Origin of the sequence: Paraburkholderia sp. HP33-1 (assembly GCF_021390595.1) — a bacterium.
Lineage (GTDB): Bacteria > Pseudomonadota > Gammaproteobacteria > Burkholderiales > Burkholderiaceae > Paraburkholderia.
In genome coordinates, this window is sequence record NZ_JAJEJR010000001.1 from 2,141,273 (window position 1) to 2,157,546 (window position 16,274).

General features: G+C 65.1%; 16 protein-coding genes. 5 read left to right on the plus strand and 11 right to left on the minus strand.

From position 1 onward, the window contains the following. Positions 1-86: 86 nt before the first annotated feature. The 3 genes from L0U81_RS09710 to L0U81_RS09720 form a co-directional block, all read right to left on the minus strand. Positions 87-875 carry a TatD family hydrolase gene (locus tag L0U81_RS09710; protein ID WP_233802108.1) on the minus strand — a complete coding sequence of 263 codons (789 nt, stop codon included), beginning with the start codon at positions 873-875 and terminating at the stop codon, positions 87-89. A gap of 101 nt (positions 876-976) precedes the next feature. Continuing rightward, a complete protein-coding gene (lolD, locus tag L0U81_RS09715) occupies positions 977-1,693 on the minus strand; it encodes a lipoprotein-releasing ABC transporter ATP-binding protein LolD (protein WP_442793400.1) in 717 nt (238 codons plus the stop codon). A 31-nt stretch (positions 1,694-1,724) separates the two neighbouring features. Next, positions 1,725-2,978: a lipoprotein-releasing ABC transporter permease subunit gene (locus tag L0U81_RS09720; RefSeq protein WP_233802112.1), complete on the minus strand. Its 1,254-nt coding sequence runs from the start codon at positions 2,976-2,978 to the stop codon at positions 1,725-1,727. Positions 2,979-3,241: 263 nt separating this feature from the next. Between L0U81_RS09720 and L0U81_RS09725 the strand changes: the two genes are divergently transcribed. The 5 genes from L0U81_RS09725 to L0U81_RS09745 all read left to right on the plus strand — a co-directional run bounded on the left by L0U81_RS09725 (position 3,242) and on the right by L0U81_RS09745 (position 9,972). Beyond that, the gene (locus L0U81_RS09725; protein WP_233802114.1) at positions 3,242-4,351 is read left to right on the plus strand and encodes a regulator; all 1,110 of its coding nucleotides are present in this window, start codon (positions 3,242-3,244) and stop codon (positions 4,349-4,351) included. Positions 4,352-4,367: 16 nt separating this feature from the next. Next, complete coding sequence (recJ, locus tag L0U81_RS09730) at positions 4,368-6,074, plus strand: single-stranded-DNA-specific exonuclease RecJ (protein WP_233802116.1); 1,707 nt, start codon at positions 4,368-4,370, stop codon at positions 6,072-6,074. A gap of 110 nt (positions 6,075-6,184) precedes the next feature. Then, a protein-coding gene (gene prfB, locus L0U81_RS09735) for a peptide chain release factor 2 (protein ID WP_233802118.1) occupies positions 6,185-7,289 on the plus strand; the annotation gives its coding sequence in 2 pieces (ribosomal slippage) (positions 6,185-6,265 and positions 6,267-7,289; 1,104 coding nt in all). A 78-nt stretch (positions 7,290-7,367) separates the two neighbouring features. Continuing rightward, positions 7,368-8,909, plus strand: coding sequence for a lysine--tRNA ligase (lysS, locus tag L0U81_RS09740; RefSeq protein WP_233802120.1), 1,542 nt, complete (start codon positions 7,368-7,370; stop codon positions 8,907-8,909). A gap of 346 nt (positions 8,910-9,255) precedes the next feature. After that, positions 9,256-9,972 (plus strand): glycine zipper 2TM domain-containing protein, encoded by a 717-nt coding sequence (locus tag L0U81_RS09745; protein ID WP_233802122.1) that lies wholly within the window; start codon positions 9,256-9,258, stop codon positions 9,970-9,972. Between the two features lie 105 nt (positions 9,973-10,077). On the opposite strand, the gene iscX is transcribed toward L0U81_RS09745, so the two are convergent. The 8 genes from iscX to iscR all read right to left on the minus strand — a co-directional run bounded on the left by iscX (position 10,078) and on the right by iscR (position 16,224). Then, positions 10,078-10,275 carry a Fe-S cluster assembly protein IscX gene (gene iscX, locus L0U81_RS09750; RefSeq protein WP_013588918.1) on the minus strand — a complete coding sequence of 66 codons (198 nt, stop codon included), beginning with the start codon at positions 10,273-10,275 and terminating at the stop codon, positions 10,078-10,080. A 15-nt stretch (positions 10,276-10,290) separates the two neighbouring features. Next, positions 10,291-10,632 carry an ISC system 2Fe-2S type ferredoxin gene (gene fdx, locus L0U81_RS09755; protein WP_090800789.1) on the minus strand — a complete coding sequence of 114 codons (342 nt, stop codon included), beginning with the start codon at positions 10,630-10,632 and terminating at the stop codon, positions 10,291-10,293. A 175-nt stretch (positions 10,633-10,807) separates the two neighbouring features. Further along, positions 10,808-12,676 (minus strand): Fe-S protein assembly chaperone HscA, encoded by a 1,869-nt coding sequence (hscA, locus tag L0U81_RS09760; protein WP_233802124.1) that lies wholly within the window; start codon positions 12,674-12,676, stop codon positions 10,808-10,810. Between the two features lie 137 nt (positions 12,677-12,813). Further along, positions 12,814-13,341: a Fe-S protein assembly co-chaperone HscB gene (gene hscB / locus L0U81_RS09765; RefSeq protein WP_233802126.1), complete on the minus strand. Its 528-nt coding sequence runs from the start codon at positions 13,339-13,341 to the stop codon at positions 12,814-12,816. 160 nt (positions 13,342-13,501) lie between these two features. Next, positions 13,502-13,825, minus strand: coding sequence for an iron-sulfur cluster assembly protein IscA (gene iscA / locus L0U81_RS09770; protein ID WP_230563619.1), 324 nt, complete (start codon positions 13,823-13,825; stop codon positions 13,502-13,504). Between the two features lie 76 nt (positions 13,826-13,901). Then, entirely contained in the window at positions 13,902-14,315 is a 414-nt protein-coding gene (gene iscU / locus L0U81_RS09775) for a Fe-S cluster assembly scaffold IscU (protein WP_233802128.1), read from the minus strand. Positions 14,316-14,387: 72 nt separating this feature from the next. Continuing rightward, a complete protein-coding gene (locus L0U81_RS09780; RefSeq protein ID WP_233802130.1) occupies positions 14,388-15,611 on the minus strand; it encodes an IscS subfamily cysteine desulfurase in 1,224 nt (407 codons plus the stop codon). An 82-nt stretch (positions 15,612-15,693) separates the two neighbouring features. After that, entirely contained in the window at positions 15,694-16,224 is a 531-nt protein-coding gene (gene iscR / locus L0U81_RS09785) for a Fe-S cluster assembly transcriptional regulator IscR (protein WP_008922038.1), read from the minus strand. Positions 16,225-16,274 lie beyond the last annotated feature (50 nt).

Genomic DNA, 16,274 nt, shown 5'->3' on the forward strand with positions numbered 1-16,274 from the left:
GTCGTCACGCGCCGGCGAACGGGCAGCAGCGAGCCCGCCGGGCGTGGGCATCGCCCGGCGCGAATCCCTTCAACCAACGGAATTGATTATGCAGAGGAAAGTGCGAGTCGCGGCAGCGCGGCGAGCGCGTTAGCCGTTGTGCCAAGGGCGGCTGCGTCGGATGAGACACCGCGCAGTTGCGCGAGGCTCGCGCCGATCGCCGGAATCTGTTCGGGCGAATTGCGCTGCTTGTACATCCACGACGGCGGGATATCGGGCGCGTCAGTCTCGACGACGAGCGCGTCGAACGGCAGTTGCGCGGCGAGTCGCCGGATCTGCATCGCACGCTCGAACGTCAGGTTGCCGCCGAAGCCGAGATGCATGCCCTGATCGATATAAGCCTGAGCCTGCTGGAAACTGCCATTGAACGCGTGCGCGATGCCGCGGTGGATCTGATGCCGGCGCAACCCCTTGATCACCTGATCCTGCGATTTGCGCACATGGCAGATCACCGGCAAATCGAATTCGCGCGCGAGTTGCAACTGGCTGTTGTAGAAAAACTGCTGACGCTCATCGTCGAGACCGGCGACGAAATAGTCGAGCCCGATCTCGCCGATGCCAACGAAGCGTGGATCGTCGAGACTCGCCTCGATCTCCATGCGCAGCAGGTCGAGGTCAACGTCGACGGCGCCTGGCGTGTACATCGGATGAATGCCGAGCGCGTACGCGCCGCCGTCGACGCGATGCGCGAGTTCGCGCACCGCCGCGAAGTTCTGTCGCCCGATCGCCGGAATCACGATGCGCGACACGCCCGCATGGCGCGCGGACGCCGCGACCGCGTCACGGTCGGCGTCGAACTCCGAAGCGTCGAGATGGCAGTGCGTGTCGATCCACATGGGCTGTCTCGCTGGCAGTAGGACCGGACCGGAGGCGGCCTGGCGGTCCGCGGTGGCCGTCAGGCATCGCGGCAACTCGCAACGACCGTGCCGGACCGCATTCAGACCGGTACCGGCGGCTCTTCGTGCAGCACGCCGTCGCGCAACCGCATGATGCGGTCGCAGCGGCCGGCCAGCTCCGGGTCGTGCGTGACGATCACGAAGCTCGTTTCAAGCGTGCGCGACAGTTCGAGCATCAGGTTGAACACCGTGTCGGCGGTGCCGCCGTCGAGGTTGCCGGTCGGCTCGTCGGCGAGCACGCAGGCCGGCTTCGTCACGAGCGCGCGCGCGATCGCAACACGCTGGCGCTCGCCGCCCGATAGCTCGCCCGGCCGATGCTTCGCGCGATGCCCCATGCCGACACGCTCCAGCACCGCCATTGCCTCGCGGCGCGCGACTTCGGTCGTCTCGCGACGAATCCGCAGCGGCATCGCGACGTTATCGAGCGCGGAAAACTCCGGCAGCAAATGGTGAAACTGATACACGAAACCGAGCGCCCGATTGCGCAGGTCGTTGCGCTCGCGTTCGGAGAGCTTCGTGAACGGCTTGCCAAGCACCGAGACCTGGCCCGCGCTCGGATCGTCGAGACCGCCGAGCACGTGCAGCAGCGTGCTCTTGCCGGAGCCCGACGCGCCGACGATCGCGAGCTTCTCGCCGCGGCGCACGGCGAGTTGCGCGTTGTTGAGCACCTGCACGTTCAGGCCGCCCTGCACGAATGATTTGGAAATGCCGGTGGCTTCGAGCACGTACGGATATGACGCGGGATCCTGAGCGGTCATGGATGAATCGATGGAAGGATGGACGAGGCGGTCATTCATAGCGCAGCGCCTCCGCCGGACGGACCTTCGCGCCGCGCCAGCTCGGATAGAGCGTCGCGAGCGCGGACAGCACGAATGCGATGATGCCGATGCGCGCGACGTCGGCCGGAACCAGCTCGGACGGCAGCTCGCTGATGAAGTACACCGACGGCGGCAGGAACTGCACGCCGAGCAGATGCTCGATCATCGGCACGAGCCACGGAATGCTCCACGCGATCAGACAGCCGAGCACGACGCCGGTCGCCGTGCCGATGAAGCCGATCGTCACGCCCTGCACGACGAAGATCTTCATGATCGAGCCGGGCTGCGCGCCGAGCGTGCGCAGGATCGCGATATCGGCCTGCTTGTTGGTCACCGTCATCACCAGCGACGACACCAGGTTGAACGCGGCCACGGCAATGATCAGCGTCAGGATGATGAACATCATGCGCTTTTCGATCTGCACCGCCGAGAACCAGGTCTTGTTCTGCTGGGTCCAGTCGCGAATGTACAGATCGCCTGACAGCGTGCGCGCGAGCTGATGCGCGACTTCCGGTGCGCGCTGCATGTCGGTCAGGCGCAGCCGCACGCCGGTCGGCGCGGGCAGCCGGAACAGCGCCTGCGCATCCTTGATGTTGATCAGCGCGAGCGTGCTGTCATATTCGTAATGGCCCGACTCGAAGATGCCGACCACCGTGAACTGCTTCAGGCGCGGCAGCATGCCGGCCGGCGTGATCGTGCCTTCGGGCGCGACGAGCGTGATCTTGTCGTTCAACTGCACGCCGAGACTGGCGGCGAGGTCCGCGCCGAGCACGATGCCGAAGTCGCCCTGCACGAGATCGGTCAGCTTGCCGCCCTTCATTTCCTTGCCGATGTCGGACACTTCAGGCTCGAGCGTCGGCTCGACGCCGCGCAACGCGACGCCGCTCACCGCGTCCTGGCGCGTGAGCAGCGCCTGCGCCTCGACATAGGGAGCCGCGCCGATCACCTGCCTGTTCTGGCGCGCTTCCTTGGCGGTCAGCTGCCAGTCGGGCATCGAACCGGTCGGCGAAAAGATCTCGACGTGCGCGAGCACCGACAACATGCGGTCGCGCACCTCTTTCTGAAAGCCGTTCATCACCGACAGCACGACGATCAACGCCGCGACGCCAAGCGCGATGCCGGACATCGACACCAGCGCGATGAACGAAATGAAGCCGTTACCGGTCGTGCGCTTGCCGGCGCGCGTGTAGCGCCAGCCAATCTGCCATTCGTAGGGAAATTTCAAGCGAATCCTTTTGTGCGTTCTTCGACTGTGTGCCGGGTGCGGCGGACATCAAGCGCCTGCCGTGCGGACCGAGCGTCGTGATCGTTGGGCTCGCGGCGGCGCGGATCGTTCCTCGCTCGCCTGGCCGCCGTGCGGCTCTGCCGGTGCGCCGTGTCCAGCGATCAAGCGCGAAGTTTGCCACACCTGCCGCCGGCTCGCGCAAAGGACCCGCCATCGGCAAACCGGCCGCCCTGCATCGAAATACTCGTATCGTTTGCCCTACAATGCGCAGCATCATGCCTGCCGACCGCCTCCATCTTCTGCTGCCGTTTGCGCTGCCCGCCGCGGCCGACGCCTCCACCGCGCTTCACGACATCCACTGCCCCGCCCTCGACAGGCTGATCGCGCGCGCGACGCTAGTCGAACGCGTGATCGGCGAGGATTTTCAGCGCACGCTGCCGCACGAGCGCTGGGTCGCGCGGCAATTCGGCGCGCTGCCCGACGGCGCATCGTCCGCCGCCGACGAAGCTCCGCTCGCGCCCTACATGCTGCGCGCCGACGGCGGCGAGCCCGGCAGTGCGACGTGGGCCTGCGTGCAGCCGGTGCACGTGCACGTCGCGCACGACCACCTGGTGCTGATCGACCCCGCGTCGCTCGATTTGTCGAACGACGAAGCGGGCACGCTGCTCGCGGTCGCGCGTCCGCTGATCGAGGAACTCGGCGTGCGCATCGAGGCGCCGAATCCGCTGCGCTGGTATCTGTCGAGCGACGCCTTCGGCACGCTCGCGGGCGCATCGCCGTTGCGCGCGAGCGGCCGCAACATCGAGATCTGGCTGCCGCACGAAGCCCATTCCGGCGAACGCTCGCGCGCATGGATGAAGCTGCAGAACGAAGTGCAGATGGCGTGGTTCGAGCATCCGGTCAACGAAGCGCGCGAGGCGCGCGGTCTGCCGGCCGTCAACTCGATCTGGTTTCACGCGCAGGGCGCCGCGCAGCCGGTCCGCAGTCCGTTCGCGCAGGTGCTCTCCGATGCCGCCGCGACGCGCGGTCTCGCGCTCAGCGCGGGTGTCGCGACGGCCGCGCCGCCGGCGTCGTACGGCGAACTGGCAACGTTGCTGCGCGGCGCGTCCAACGGTCGCGGCGCAACGCTCGTCGAACTCGATCCGTTCTCGGTGCCCTACGTCGAACAGGACTGGGCACGCTGGAACCAGGCATTCGCCGCGCTGCAGACCGACTGGTTCGAGCCCGCGCTCGCGGCGCTGCTCTCGGGCGAACTCGCCGAGCTCGGCCTCACGCTGTGCGGCGACACCGGCTCGGTGACGCTGACGGTCACGCGCGGCGATCTGCGTAAATTCTGGCGGCGGCGCGTGCTGGCCTCGCTTTTCATCGAATGATCCACGGCCCTTCCGCATGACTCGAATCGTTACGCGCCCCTGCTCCCCCGTCGACGCCGAAGTGCTGACCCGCTGCGGCCTGCATCCGGTGCTCGCACGCCTGTACGCAGCGCGCGGCGTGTGCCTGCCCGAAGACGTCGAAACCGGCCTCGCGCGGCTCGTGCCGCCCGCCGAACTGAAGGACTGCGACGCGGCCGCCGCGCTGCTCGCCGACGCGATCCAGCAGCAACGCCGCATGCTCGTCGTCGCCGACTACGACTGCGACGGCGCGACCGCCTGCGCGGTCGCGGTGCGCGGGCTGCGCATGTTCGGCGGGCGCATCGATTATCTGGTGCCGAATCGCATGGAGCACGGCTACGGGCTCACGCCCGACATCGTCGATCTGGCGGCGCGTAGCGCGGCCGGCAAGCCCGATCTGCTGATCACCGTCGACAACGGCATCGCGAGCGTCGACGGCGTCGCGGCGGCCAACGCGCTCGGCATCGACGTGCTCGTCACCGACCACCACCTCCCCGGCGACGCGCTGCCCGCAGCGCGCGCGATCGTCAATCCGAACCAGCCGGGCTGTACGTTCCCGAGCAAGTGCCTCGCCGGCGTCGGCGTGATGTTTTACGTGCTGCTCGCGCTGCGCGCGGAACTGCGCCGCCGTGGCGCGTTCGGCGATGCGCTGCCGGAGCCGCGCCTCGACGGCCTGCTCGATCTGGTCGCGCTCGGCACCGTCGCAGACGTCGTCAAACTCGACGGGAATAACCGCGTGCTGGTCGCGCAAGGACTGCAGCGCATCCGCCGCGGCCGCATGCAGCCAGGTATCGCCGCGCTGTTTCGCGCCGCCGCGCGCGATGCGCGCAACGCGTCCGGTTTCGACCTCGGCTTCGCGCTCGGGCCCCGCCTGAACGCGGCGGGACGGCTGTCGGACATGTCGCTCGGCATCGAATGCCTGACCACCGACGATGTCGGCCGCGCATGGGAGCTCGCGCAGCAGCTCGACGCGATGAACCGCGAGCGCCGTGAAATCGAGGCCGGCATGCAGCAGCAGGCACTAGATGACCTGTCGACGGTCGACCCCGACGGCGCGACCACGATCACGCTGTTCAATCCGGGCTGGCATCAGGGCGTGATCGGCATCGTCGCGGGGCGCCTGAAGGAGAAGTTCCACCGTCCGTCGTTCACGTTCGCGCCGGCTGACGAGACCGGCGTGCTCGTCAAGGGCTCGGGCCGGTCGATCGCGGGCTTCCATCTGCGCGACGCGCTCGATCTGATCTCGAAGCGCGAACCGGACCTGATCATCAAATTCGGCGGCCACGCGATGGCCGCGGGCCTGACGATCGCCGCCGCCGACGTGCCGCGCTTCACGGCCGCGTTCGAGGCGGTCGGCCGCGAATGGCTGTCCGAAGAGGCGCTCGCGCGCACGGTCGAAACCGACGGCGAGCTCGAAGACGCGTACTTCACGCCGCAATTCGTCGAGATGCTCGACGCGGCCGTGTGGGGCCAGGGCTTTCCGGCGCCGGTGTTTTCGGGTGAATTCGAGGTCGCCTCGCAGGCGCTCGTGAAGGACAAGCACCTGAAGCTGCAACTGCTGCGCGGGCGCCAGCGCTTCAACGCGATCTGGTTCAACCACACCGATACCCTGCCCGCGCGCACGACCGTCGCCTACCGGCTCGCGAGCGATACGTGGAACGGCGTGTCGCGCGTGCAGCTGATCGTCGAGCACGCGGTGAGCTGAAATCTGCCGCAAAATCAACCGCGAACACGCGCCGGATCGCCCGCGGGCCTCCGGCGTGGCATGCCGATCGGCTATAATTTCTCCTTTTTACGAAGCTATACAAGATCGACATGGAAGCGGAACGTCTCAACGCGATCGAAGCGTCTCTGGCCGACCTGCGCAAGCGCGCGGACGACCTACGGGGGTATCTTTGACTACGACGACAAAGCACTGCGTCTAATCGAAGTCAACCGCGAACTCGAAGACCCGGACGTCTGGAACGATGCGAAGCACGCCCAGGCACTCGGTAAGGAAAAGAAGCTGCTCGACGACACGGTCGGCAAGCTCACGTCGATCACCAACGACGTGCGCGACGCGCAGGACCTGTTCGACATGGCGCGCGAAGAAGCCGACGACGACACGCTGCTCGCCTGCGAGGGCGACGCCCAGGCCATCGAAGCGCGCGTCGCCGACATGGAATTCCGCCGGATGTTCGCGAACCCGGCCGACCCCAACAACGCGTTTCTCGACATCCAGGCCGGTGCCGGCGGCACCGAGGCGTGCGACTGGGCGTCGATGCTGCTGCGTCAGTATCTGCGGTACTGCGAGCGCAAGGGCTTCAAGACCGAAGTGCTCGAGCAGACCGACGGCGACGTCGCCGGCATCAAGAACGCGACGATCAAGATCGAAGGCGAATACGCGTACGGCTTCCTGCGCACCGAAACCGGTGTGCACCGTCTCGTGCGCAAGTCGCCGTTCGATTCGTCGGGCGGCCGGCATACGTCGTTCTCGTCGGTGTTCGTGTACCCGGAAATCGACGACTCGATCGAAGTCGACATCAACCCGGCCGATCTGCGCATCGACACGTACCGTGCTTCGGGTGCGGGCGGTCAGCACATCAACAAGACCGACTCCGCGGTGCGGATCACGCACATGCCGTCGGGCATCGTCGTGCAATGCCAGAACGACCGCTCGCAGCACCGCAACCGCGCCGAAGCAATGGCCATGCTGAAATCGCGCCTGTACGAAGCGGAAATCCGCAAGCGGCAGGCCGAGCAGGACAAGCTCGAAGCCGGCAAGACCGATGTGGGTTGGGGTCATCAGATCCGTTCGTACGTGCTCGACAACAGCCGCATCAAGGATTTGCGCACCAACGTCGAAATCAGCAACACGAAGAGCGTGCTCGACGGCGACCTCGATCCGTTCATCAGCGCGAGCCTGAAACAGGGCGTCTAAGCGCGCACGGCGCGGCCGCCTTCACCGATTTCCCGCACGCGGCGCACACCGCTGCGGGCCACCGAATACCAAATCATCATGACTGAACCGACCCAGCCGAATGCGGCCCAGCCGACTGTCGTGCCCGAAGTGGACGACAACAAGATCATCGCCGAGCGCCGCGAAAAGCTGCGTGAGTTGCGTGAACAAGGCGTCGCCTATCCGAACGATTTCCGCCCTACGCACCACGCCGAAGATCTGCAGGAGCAGTACGAGAACGCCGACAAGGAAGCGCTCGAAGCGAATCCGCTCGAAGTCGCGATCGCCGGGCGCATGATGTTGAAACGCGTGATGGGCAAGGCGAGCTTCGCGACCGTGCGCGACGGCTCGGGTCAGATCCAGTTCTTCATTACGCCGGCCGACGTCGGTCAGGAAACGTACGACGCGTTCAAGAAGTGGGACATGGGCGACATCGTCGCCGCGCGTGGCGTGCTGTTCCGCACCAACAAGGGCGAGCTGTCCGTGCGCTGTACGGAGCTGCGTCTGTTGTCGAAGTCGCTGCGTCCGTTGCCGGACAAGTTCCACGGTCTCGCCGACCAGGAAATGAAGTACCGTCAGCGCTATGTCGATCTGATCGTCACGCCGGAAACGCGCCGCACGTTCGTCGCGCGCACGAAGGCGATTTCGTCGATCCGCAAGTACATGGCCGACGCGAACTTCATGGAAGTCGAAACGCCGATGCTCCATCCGATTCCGGGTGGCGCGGCGGCCAAGCCGTTCTCGACGCACCACAACGCGCTCGACATGCAGATGTTCCTGCGCATCGCGCCGGAGCTGTATCTGAAGCGTCTGGTGGTCGGCGGCTTCGAGCGCGTGTTCGAGATCAACCGTAACTTCCGTAACGAGGGCGTGTCCGTGCGCCACAATCCGGAATTCACGATGATCGAGTTCTACGCGGCCTACACCGACTACAAGTGGCTGATGGACTTCACCGAGCAACTGATCCGCCAGGCCGCGATCGATGCGCTCGGCACGGCCACCATCACGTATCAGGGCCGCGAACTCGATCTGTCGAAGCCGTTCCACCGGCTTACGATCACGCAGGCGATCCAGAAGTACGCGCCGCAATACACCACCGAGCAACTCGCCGACGGCACGTTCCTGCGCGCCGAGCTGAAGAAATTCGGCGTCGATGCATCGCAGCCGCAGTTCCTGAACGCGGGCATCGGCTCGCTGCAACTGGCACTGTTCGAAGAGACAGCAGAGTCGCAACTGTGGGAGCCGACCTACATCATCGACTACCCGATCGAGGTGTCGCCGCTCGCGCGTGCGTCGGACAAGGTGGATGGCATCACGGAGCGTTTCGAGCTGTTCATCACCGGCCGCGAAATCGCCAACGGCTTCTCGGAGCTGAACGATCCGGAAGATCAGGCCGCGCGCTTCAAGAAGCAGGTCGACCAGAAAGACGCCGGCGACGAAGAAGCGATGTTCTACGACGCGGACTATATCCGCGCGCTCGAATATGGCATGCCGCCGGCGGGTGGCTGCGGTATCGGCATCGACCGTCTGGTCATGATGCTGACCGATAGCCCGAGCATCCGCGACGTGATTCTGTTCCCGCATCTGCGTCGCGAAGATTGAGCGGCGCTGAGCGCTAGCGATCGTTGCGCTTCGCGTGCGACGACATGGTTGTGAAGAACGCCCGGCTTGTGCCGGGCGTTTTTTATAGCGAGCCGGTTTGCTTTGCAGGACCGTTTTCTGCTACTGATCGTTTGTAACCAGCGGTAAAAGCTGCTCGATCGCGCGCTCGTCGCCGCGGTCGCCATGGTTTTAAAAGCTTGCGAACACCAAGGCGCGCTGCGTCCGGGTAACCGACGCAGGCGCAGTTCCGCCACCGCACCGGTTACAAATTGAAACGCTGCCCGGATCGAATTGCCCGACACTCGGTCTCACAGGAAGTCGGCTCTGTCAGAAGCGGAGGCCCTACATGGACAACCCTACTCATCAATCCACACCACGTCGTCTTCATCCGTTGATCGCGGTCGCCGCCGGCGCGGTGCTCGTCGCGAGCCTCGTCGCTACGGCGGCGATCACCGGCCTGTTCCCGAAGGCGTCGAGCAACGGCACGCAGAACGATCAGACGCAAGCCGCGCAAGTCAGCGCGCAACAGCCGGGCGTCGTCGATTCGGCAGCGCCGGTCAATCCGTCCGCGCAACAGCAGCAAGCCCAAGCCCAGCAAGCGGCGCCGCCCGCACCTGCCCCTCTTCCGGTGCAGCAACAGCAGGCGCAAGCCGCGCCACGCTACGCGCAGCAACCCGAGCCGCAGGCACCTCCGCAGTACGCGCAGCAGCCGGCACCGCAAGCCGCTTATTGCTCGACGTGCGGCACCGTTGTCGCGATTTCGGCGGTTCAGCATGAAGGACATGGCACGGGCATTGGCGCCGTAGGCGGTGCGGTTGCCGGTGGGGTCGTCGGTAACCAGTTCGGCGCCGGCAGCGGCCGTACCGCGATGACGCTGCTCGGTGCGCTGGGCGGCGGGTTCGCCGGCAACTCGGTCGAAAAACATCTGCGCACCACGACGTCGTATTCGGTGCGCGTGCGTATGGAAGACGGCAAGACGCGCTACTTCACCTATCACGAAGCGCCGCCGTTCCACGACGGCGAGCGCGTGCGGGTCCAGAACGGTAGCCTCGTCGCCGACTAGGCTCAGCGCTCGACGCTCAGTGTTTTCCGCCGCGGCAATGAGAAAGGGCGATTCCAATGGAATCGCCCTTTCTTTTGAGTCCAGCGCGCAAGCGCTGACAGACACTCAATAATCCGCGTCTTCGATCCACGCCGCCTGAATCGCTTCGAGAATCTTTTCGTTCGAACGGTTCGGATCGTCGTCGAAGCCTTCGAGCTCGGTCACCCAGCGATGCAGGTCGGTGAAACGCACCTGCTGCGGATCGACGTCCTGATGCTTGTCCGTCAGAGCCATGGCGATGTCTTGCGTATCGGTCCACTTCATGGCGGCGCCCTCCTGTTAGTGGTTTTCCTTCGCGTGATTGATCGAGTAACGCGGAATTTCAACGACCAGATCCTGTTCGTCCGGCATGACGGCCTGACACGACAGGCGCGAAGCCGGTTCGAGCCCCCACGCCTTGTCCAGCAGATCGTCCTCGTCTTCCTCCGACGGCGTCAAGGCGGCGAAACCCTCACGCACGATCACGTGACAGGTCGTGCACGCGCACGACTTCTCGCACGCATGCTCGATTTCGATGCCGTTATCGAGCAGGTTGTCGCAGATACTCTTGCCGGGGACAGCGTCGATCACCGCGCCTTCCGGACACAGTTCGACGTGAGGCAGCACAACGATTTGAGGCATACAGTTTCCGTTTGGGTCTGAGGCACGGCGGCTGCCAGCAATGCCGCGTGCAGGCTCCGTTCCATTTTACTGGCGCCGTGCGGAGTTTTTAAGTCCGACCGGCGCACTCCTGTTGTTCGTGGGGTTATCGCAGTTGCGCCCGCGGACTCGCGGGGCTTGCGCAGCGTTCGCCCGTTCAGATCTCGTCGAGCTTGCGGCCCGACAGTGCGCGGCGAATTCCCTTGTTCATGCGGCGCGCGGCGAATTCGTCGGTGCCTTCGGCGAGCGTCTTCGTCGCGGCTTCGATTGCGCCGACGTCGTCGCTTTGCGCGACATTGCGCAGCGCGGCGAGCAGCGAGTCGAGCTCAGCGCGTTCGCTGTCGTCGAGAAGATCGGCGTCGGCGTCGAGCGCCGCGTCGGTCGCTTCGAGGAGACGCTGCGCTTCGACCTGCGCCTCGCGCAATGCACGCGCACGCATGTCGATTTCGGCAGTCGAAAAGCTGTCCTCGAGCATGCGCGCGATGTCGTCGTCGGCGAGGCCATACGACGGCTTAACGACAACCGACGCCTCCACGCCCGACGCGAGCTCGCGCGCAAACACGGACAGCAGGCCGTCGGCGTCGACCTGATAGGTCACGCGAATGCGCGCGGCGCCCGCGGCCATCGGCGGAATGCCGCGCAGCTCGAAGCGCGCGAGCGAGCGGCAGTCGCTGACCAGCTCGCGCTCGCCTTGCACGACGTGAATCGCCATCGCGGTCTGGCCGTCCTTGAAGGTCGTGAAATCCTGCGCGCGCGCGACCGGAATCGTCGAGTTGCGCGGAATGATCTTCTCGGTGAGGCCACCCATCGTCTCGACGCCGAGCGACAGCGGAATGACGTCGAGCAGCAGCCAGTCGTCGCCTTCGGCGCCGCGGTTGCCGGCGAGCAGATCGGCCTGGATCGCCGCGCCGAGCGCGACGACCTGATCCGGATCGAGATTGACGAGCGGCGGCTGGCCGAAGAACGCCTCGACCGCGCGGCGGATCACCGGCATGCGCGTCGCGCCGCCGACCAGAACCACGCCCTTGATCTCTTTCGTCGTGACCTTCGCGTCGCGCAGCGCTTTTTTCGTCGGGCCCAACGTGCGTTGCACCAGCGCTGCCGTGATGGTTTCGAAAGTGGCTTCGTCGATCGTCAGATCGAGCGCTGTGCCGTTGGAAAGCGTGAGCTTGAGGCTCGCCTGCGGCGCGCTCGACAACGCCTCCTTGGCCTCGCGCACGCTATCGAGCAGCAGACGCACGTCCTGCGGCGCGAGCGTCTGTACGATGCCGGCCTGTTCGAGCACATGGCGGTACAGCGCATGGTCGAAGTCGTCGCCGCCGAGCGCGGAATCGCCGCCCGCCGCGAGCACTTCGAACACGCCCTTCGTGAGCTTCAGGATCGACAGGTCGAACGTACCGCCACCGAGGTCGTAGACCGCGTACAGACCTTCGGCGCCGTTGTCGAGACCGTAGGCGATGGCAGCCGCGGTCGGCTCGTTGAGCAGACGCAGCACGTTCAGGCCCGCGAGGCGTGCGGCGTCCTTGGTCGCCTGGCGCTGCGCTTCGTCGAAGTAAGCGGGCACCGTGATCACCGCGCCGACCAGTTCGTCGCCCAGCGTGTCTTCGGCGCGCTGACGCAGCGTCGCGAGAATTTCAGCCGACACTTCGACCGGGCTCTTCACGCCGTCGACGGTGCGGATCTGCACCATCCCAGGCGCGTCGACGAAATCGTAGGGGGCGTTTTCGGCGCCCTCCACCTCGGCCTTGCCGCGGCCCATGAAGCGCTTGACCGACACGATCGTGTTGCGCGGATCGCTCGCGGCCTCGGCCTTGGCCCGCCGGCCGATGCGACGGCCGCCCTGTTCCAGGTAGCGCACCACCGACGGCAGCAGCGCGTGCCCGTCTTCGTCGGGCAGCACGTCGGGCAAGCCGCTGCGCACGGCGGCGACGAGGGAGTTGGTGGTGCCGAGATCGATACCGACCGCCAGACGCCGCTGGTGAGGCGCCGGCGCCATGCCGGGTTCGGAGATTTGCAGTAAGGCCATCTGGATCTTCTCGGGGACGTGGTGCCCCGTCCTGAATATTCGCGTTGCTGGGGGTGATGCCGCGGCCCGCGGCCGCTCTGGTTTTTGTTTGTCGCCTGTTACGTCGCTGCCTGCTGTTGCTGCTCGCCGGCGCCGCGCTAGCCTTCGAGCCGCTCGATCTGCGCGTCGATTTCCGAGGCGACGCGCTCGATGAACATCAGCTGCCGCACCGCCTCGCCCGCCGCCTGATTCGCGCCGCTATCGAGCGATGCACCGAGCTTGCCGAAGCGCTGACGCTCTTCGTCGCGCAACTCGACGAGCAGCGCGTCGAGCGCGTCGACGTTCTTCGCCGCGGCCGCGTCCTCGATGTTCTCGCGCCATTCCATCTGCTGCATCAGGAATGCGGGCTCCATCGCCGTGTTGTTTTCCGCGCCGACATTGATGCCGCGCAACGACAGGAGATAGGTCGCGCGCTTGAGCGGATCGCGCAGCGTCTGATAGGCCTCGTTCGCGCGCGTCGCCCATTGCATCGCGATGCGCTTTTGCGCGTCGCCGGCCGCCGCGAAGCGATCCGGATGCACCTGCGCCTGCACGGTGCGGTACGCGTGATCGAGCGTGCCCGCGTCGAGCGCGAATTGCGCCGGCAGACCAAACAGGTCGAAGTGGCTGTCGTTCAGCGAGGCCATCGGATTAGGGTCCGTTGATGAAAGCGCACCGGTGGTGCAGTCAAAAAATGTGGTGTGGAAACGTTGGGCTTTCAGGCGCGAGCGCTTCAGTCAACCGCGGATCAAACTAAAAAGGCGGCCCGCGCCGCCTTTGATCCGCCGCACGCGGAAAGTACCGAACCTAGACGCGGAACGACTCGCCGCACCCGCATTCGTCTTTCACGTTCGGGTTGTTGAACTTGAAGCCTTCGTTCAGCCCTTCGCGCGCGAAGTCGAGCTCCGTGCCGTCGATATACGCGAGGCTCTTCGGGTCGACGACGACCTTCACGCCGCTCGTCTCGAACACCTGATCTTCAGGCGCGAGTTCGTCCACGTACTCGAGCTTGTAGGCGAGGCCCGAGCAACCGGTGGTGCGCACGCCGACGCGCAACCCGATGCCTTTACCGCGGCGGGTCAGATACTTCTGGACGTGCTGTGCTGCCTTTTCGGTCAACGTAATTGCCATAACGTTTCTCAGTTGCCGGAGTGCGCGGCACGCGTGTTCGCGCCGCGCACCGGTTACTCCGTTCTTACCCGGTTGCTCAGGCGGCCTTGCCTTCTTCGGCAACCGCTGCTTCGCCGTGGCGCTGCTTGTAGTCGGCGACCGCTGCCTTGATCGCGTCTTCCGCGAGGATCGAGCAGTGGATCTTCACCGGCGGCAGTGCCAGTTCTTCGGCGATCTGCGTGTTCTTGATCGACATCGCCTGGTCGAGCGTCTTGCCCTTCACCCATTCCGTGACGAGCGAGCTCGATGCAATGGCCGAGCCGCAGCCGTACGTCTTGAACTTCGCGTCTTCGATGATGCCGTCCGCGCCGACGCGGATCTGCAGCTTCATCACGTCGCCGCAAGCCGGCGCACCGACCATGCCGGTGCCGACCGCGTCGTCGTCCTTCGCGAAGGAACCGACGTTGCGCGGGTTTTCGTAGTGGTCGAGGACCTTGTCGCTATAAGCCATGATTACACTCCTTGATTCGTTTCAACCTGCAATCCGATGAACGTTCGATGTCCGATTCGTCCAGCCGGCGCGTTAGTGCGCGGCCCACTGGATCGTCGACAGATCGATCCCGTCCTTGTGCATTTCCCACAGCGGCGACAGATCGCGCAGCTTGGAAATCTTCGTCTTCAGCAGGTTGATCACGTAATCGACTTCCTGCTCCGTCGTAAAGCGGCCCACCGTGAAGCGGATCGAGCTGTGCGCGAGTTCGTCGTTGCGGCCAAGCGCGCGCAACACATACGACGGTTCCAGCGACGCCGACGTGCACGCCGAGCCCGACGACACCGCCACGTCCTTGACCGCCATGATCAGCGATTCGCCTTCCACGAAATTGAAGCTGATGTTCAGGTTGTGCGGCACACGCTTTTCCATGTCGCCGTTCACATACACTTCTTCGATATCCGACAGGCCCTTCAGCAGCCGGTCGCGCAGCATGCGGATGCGCTCGTTTTCCGTCGCCATCTCTTCGCGCGCGATACGGAACGCTTCGCCCATGCCGACAATCTGGTGCGTGGCCAGCGTGCCCGAACGCATGCCGCGCTCGTGACCACCGCCGTGCATCTGCGCTTCGATACGGATACGCGGCTTGCGGCGCACGTACAGCGCGCCGATGCCCTTCGGGCCATACGTCTTGTGCGCCGAGAACGACATCAGGTCGACCTTCAGCTTCTGCAGGTCGATCGTGATCTTGCCGGTGGCCTGCGCCGCATCGACGTGGAAGATGATGCCCTTCTCACGCGTGATCTCGCCGATCGCCTCGATGTCCTGGATCACGCCGATCTCGTTGTTGACCGACATCACCGACACCAGAATCGTGTCAGGACGCAGCGCGGCCTTGAACTCGTCGATGTCGATCAGACCGTCGTCCCTGACATCCAGATAGGTGACTTCGAAGCCTTCGCGCTCGAGCTCGCGGCAGGTGTCGAGCACCGCCTTGTGCTCGGTCTTCACCGTGATGATGTGCTTGCCCTTGCTCTTGTAGAAGTGCGCCGCCCCCTTCAGAGCGAGGTTGTCCGACTCCGTCGCACCCGAGGTCCAGATGATTTCGCGCGGATCGGCGTTCACGAGCGCGGCGACCTGCTCGCGCGCTTCTTCGACCGCGCGCTCGGCGCTCCAGCCATAAGCGTGGCTACGCGACGCGGGGTTGCCGAACTGCTCGCGCAGATACGGGATCATCTTGTCCACCACACGCGGATCGATCGGCGTCGTGGCGCTGTAGTCCATGTAGATGGGCAGATGGAGAGAGTCGTTGTTCATCAATTGCTCCGGGGACGTCATGTGCTCTGGCTTCTGGCTTCGAATTGGGGCTGCGGCGGGGTGTTCTATTTCGTGCCGCGCTTTACGAACCGGCCATGTTGAATACTGAATTGGGACCTTTCGGCGCCACGCGGACGGGTTCGACCGCCGGCGCATCGTTGCGCCTGTCGCGCAGAACCGCTGGCGCGCCTTCGCGCGAGCGCTGCTGGTCGACCAGATCCTTGAGCGAAACCGAATCGAGGTACTCGACCATTTTCTGGTTCAGCGTCGACCACAGTTCGTGCGTCATGCAGTGGCCGTCGTGCTGCTTGGTGCCTTCGCACGTGCCCTTGCCGCCGCACTGGGTGGCGTCGAGCGGTTCGTCGACCGCGATGATGATGTCGGCCACCGTCACGTCTTCAGCGCGGCGCGCGAGATTGTAGCCGCCGCCCGGTCCGCGCACGGACTCGACGATTTCATGACGGCGCAGCTTGCCGAACAGCTGCTCGAGGTAAGACAGGGAGATGTGTTGGCGCTGGCTGATACCCGCAAGCGTCACCGGGCCCTGCTCCTGGCGCAGCGCCAGGTCGATCATCGCCGTGACGGCGAAACGGCCTTTCGTGGTGAGTCTCATATGATGTGGGAACCGCAATTCTCGACAAGTTTTGTCAAGTATAAATACAT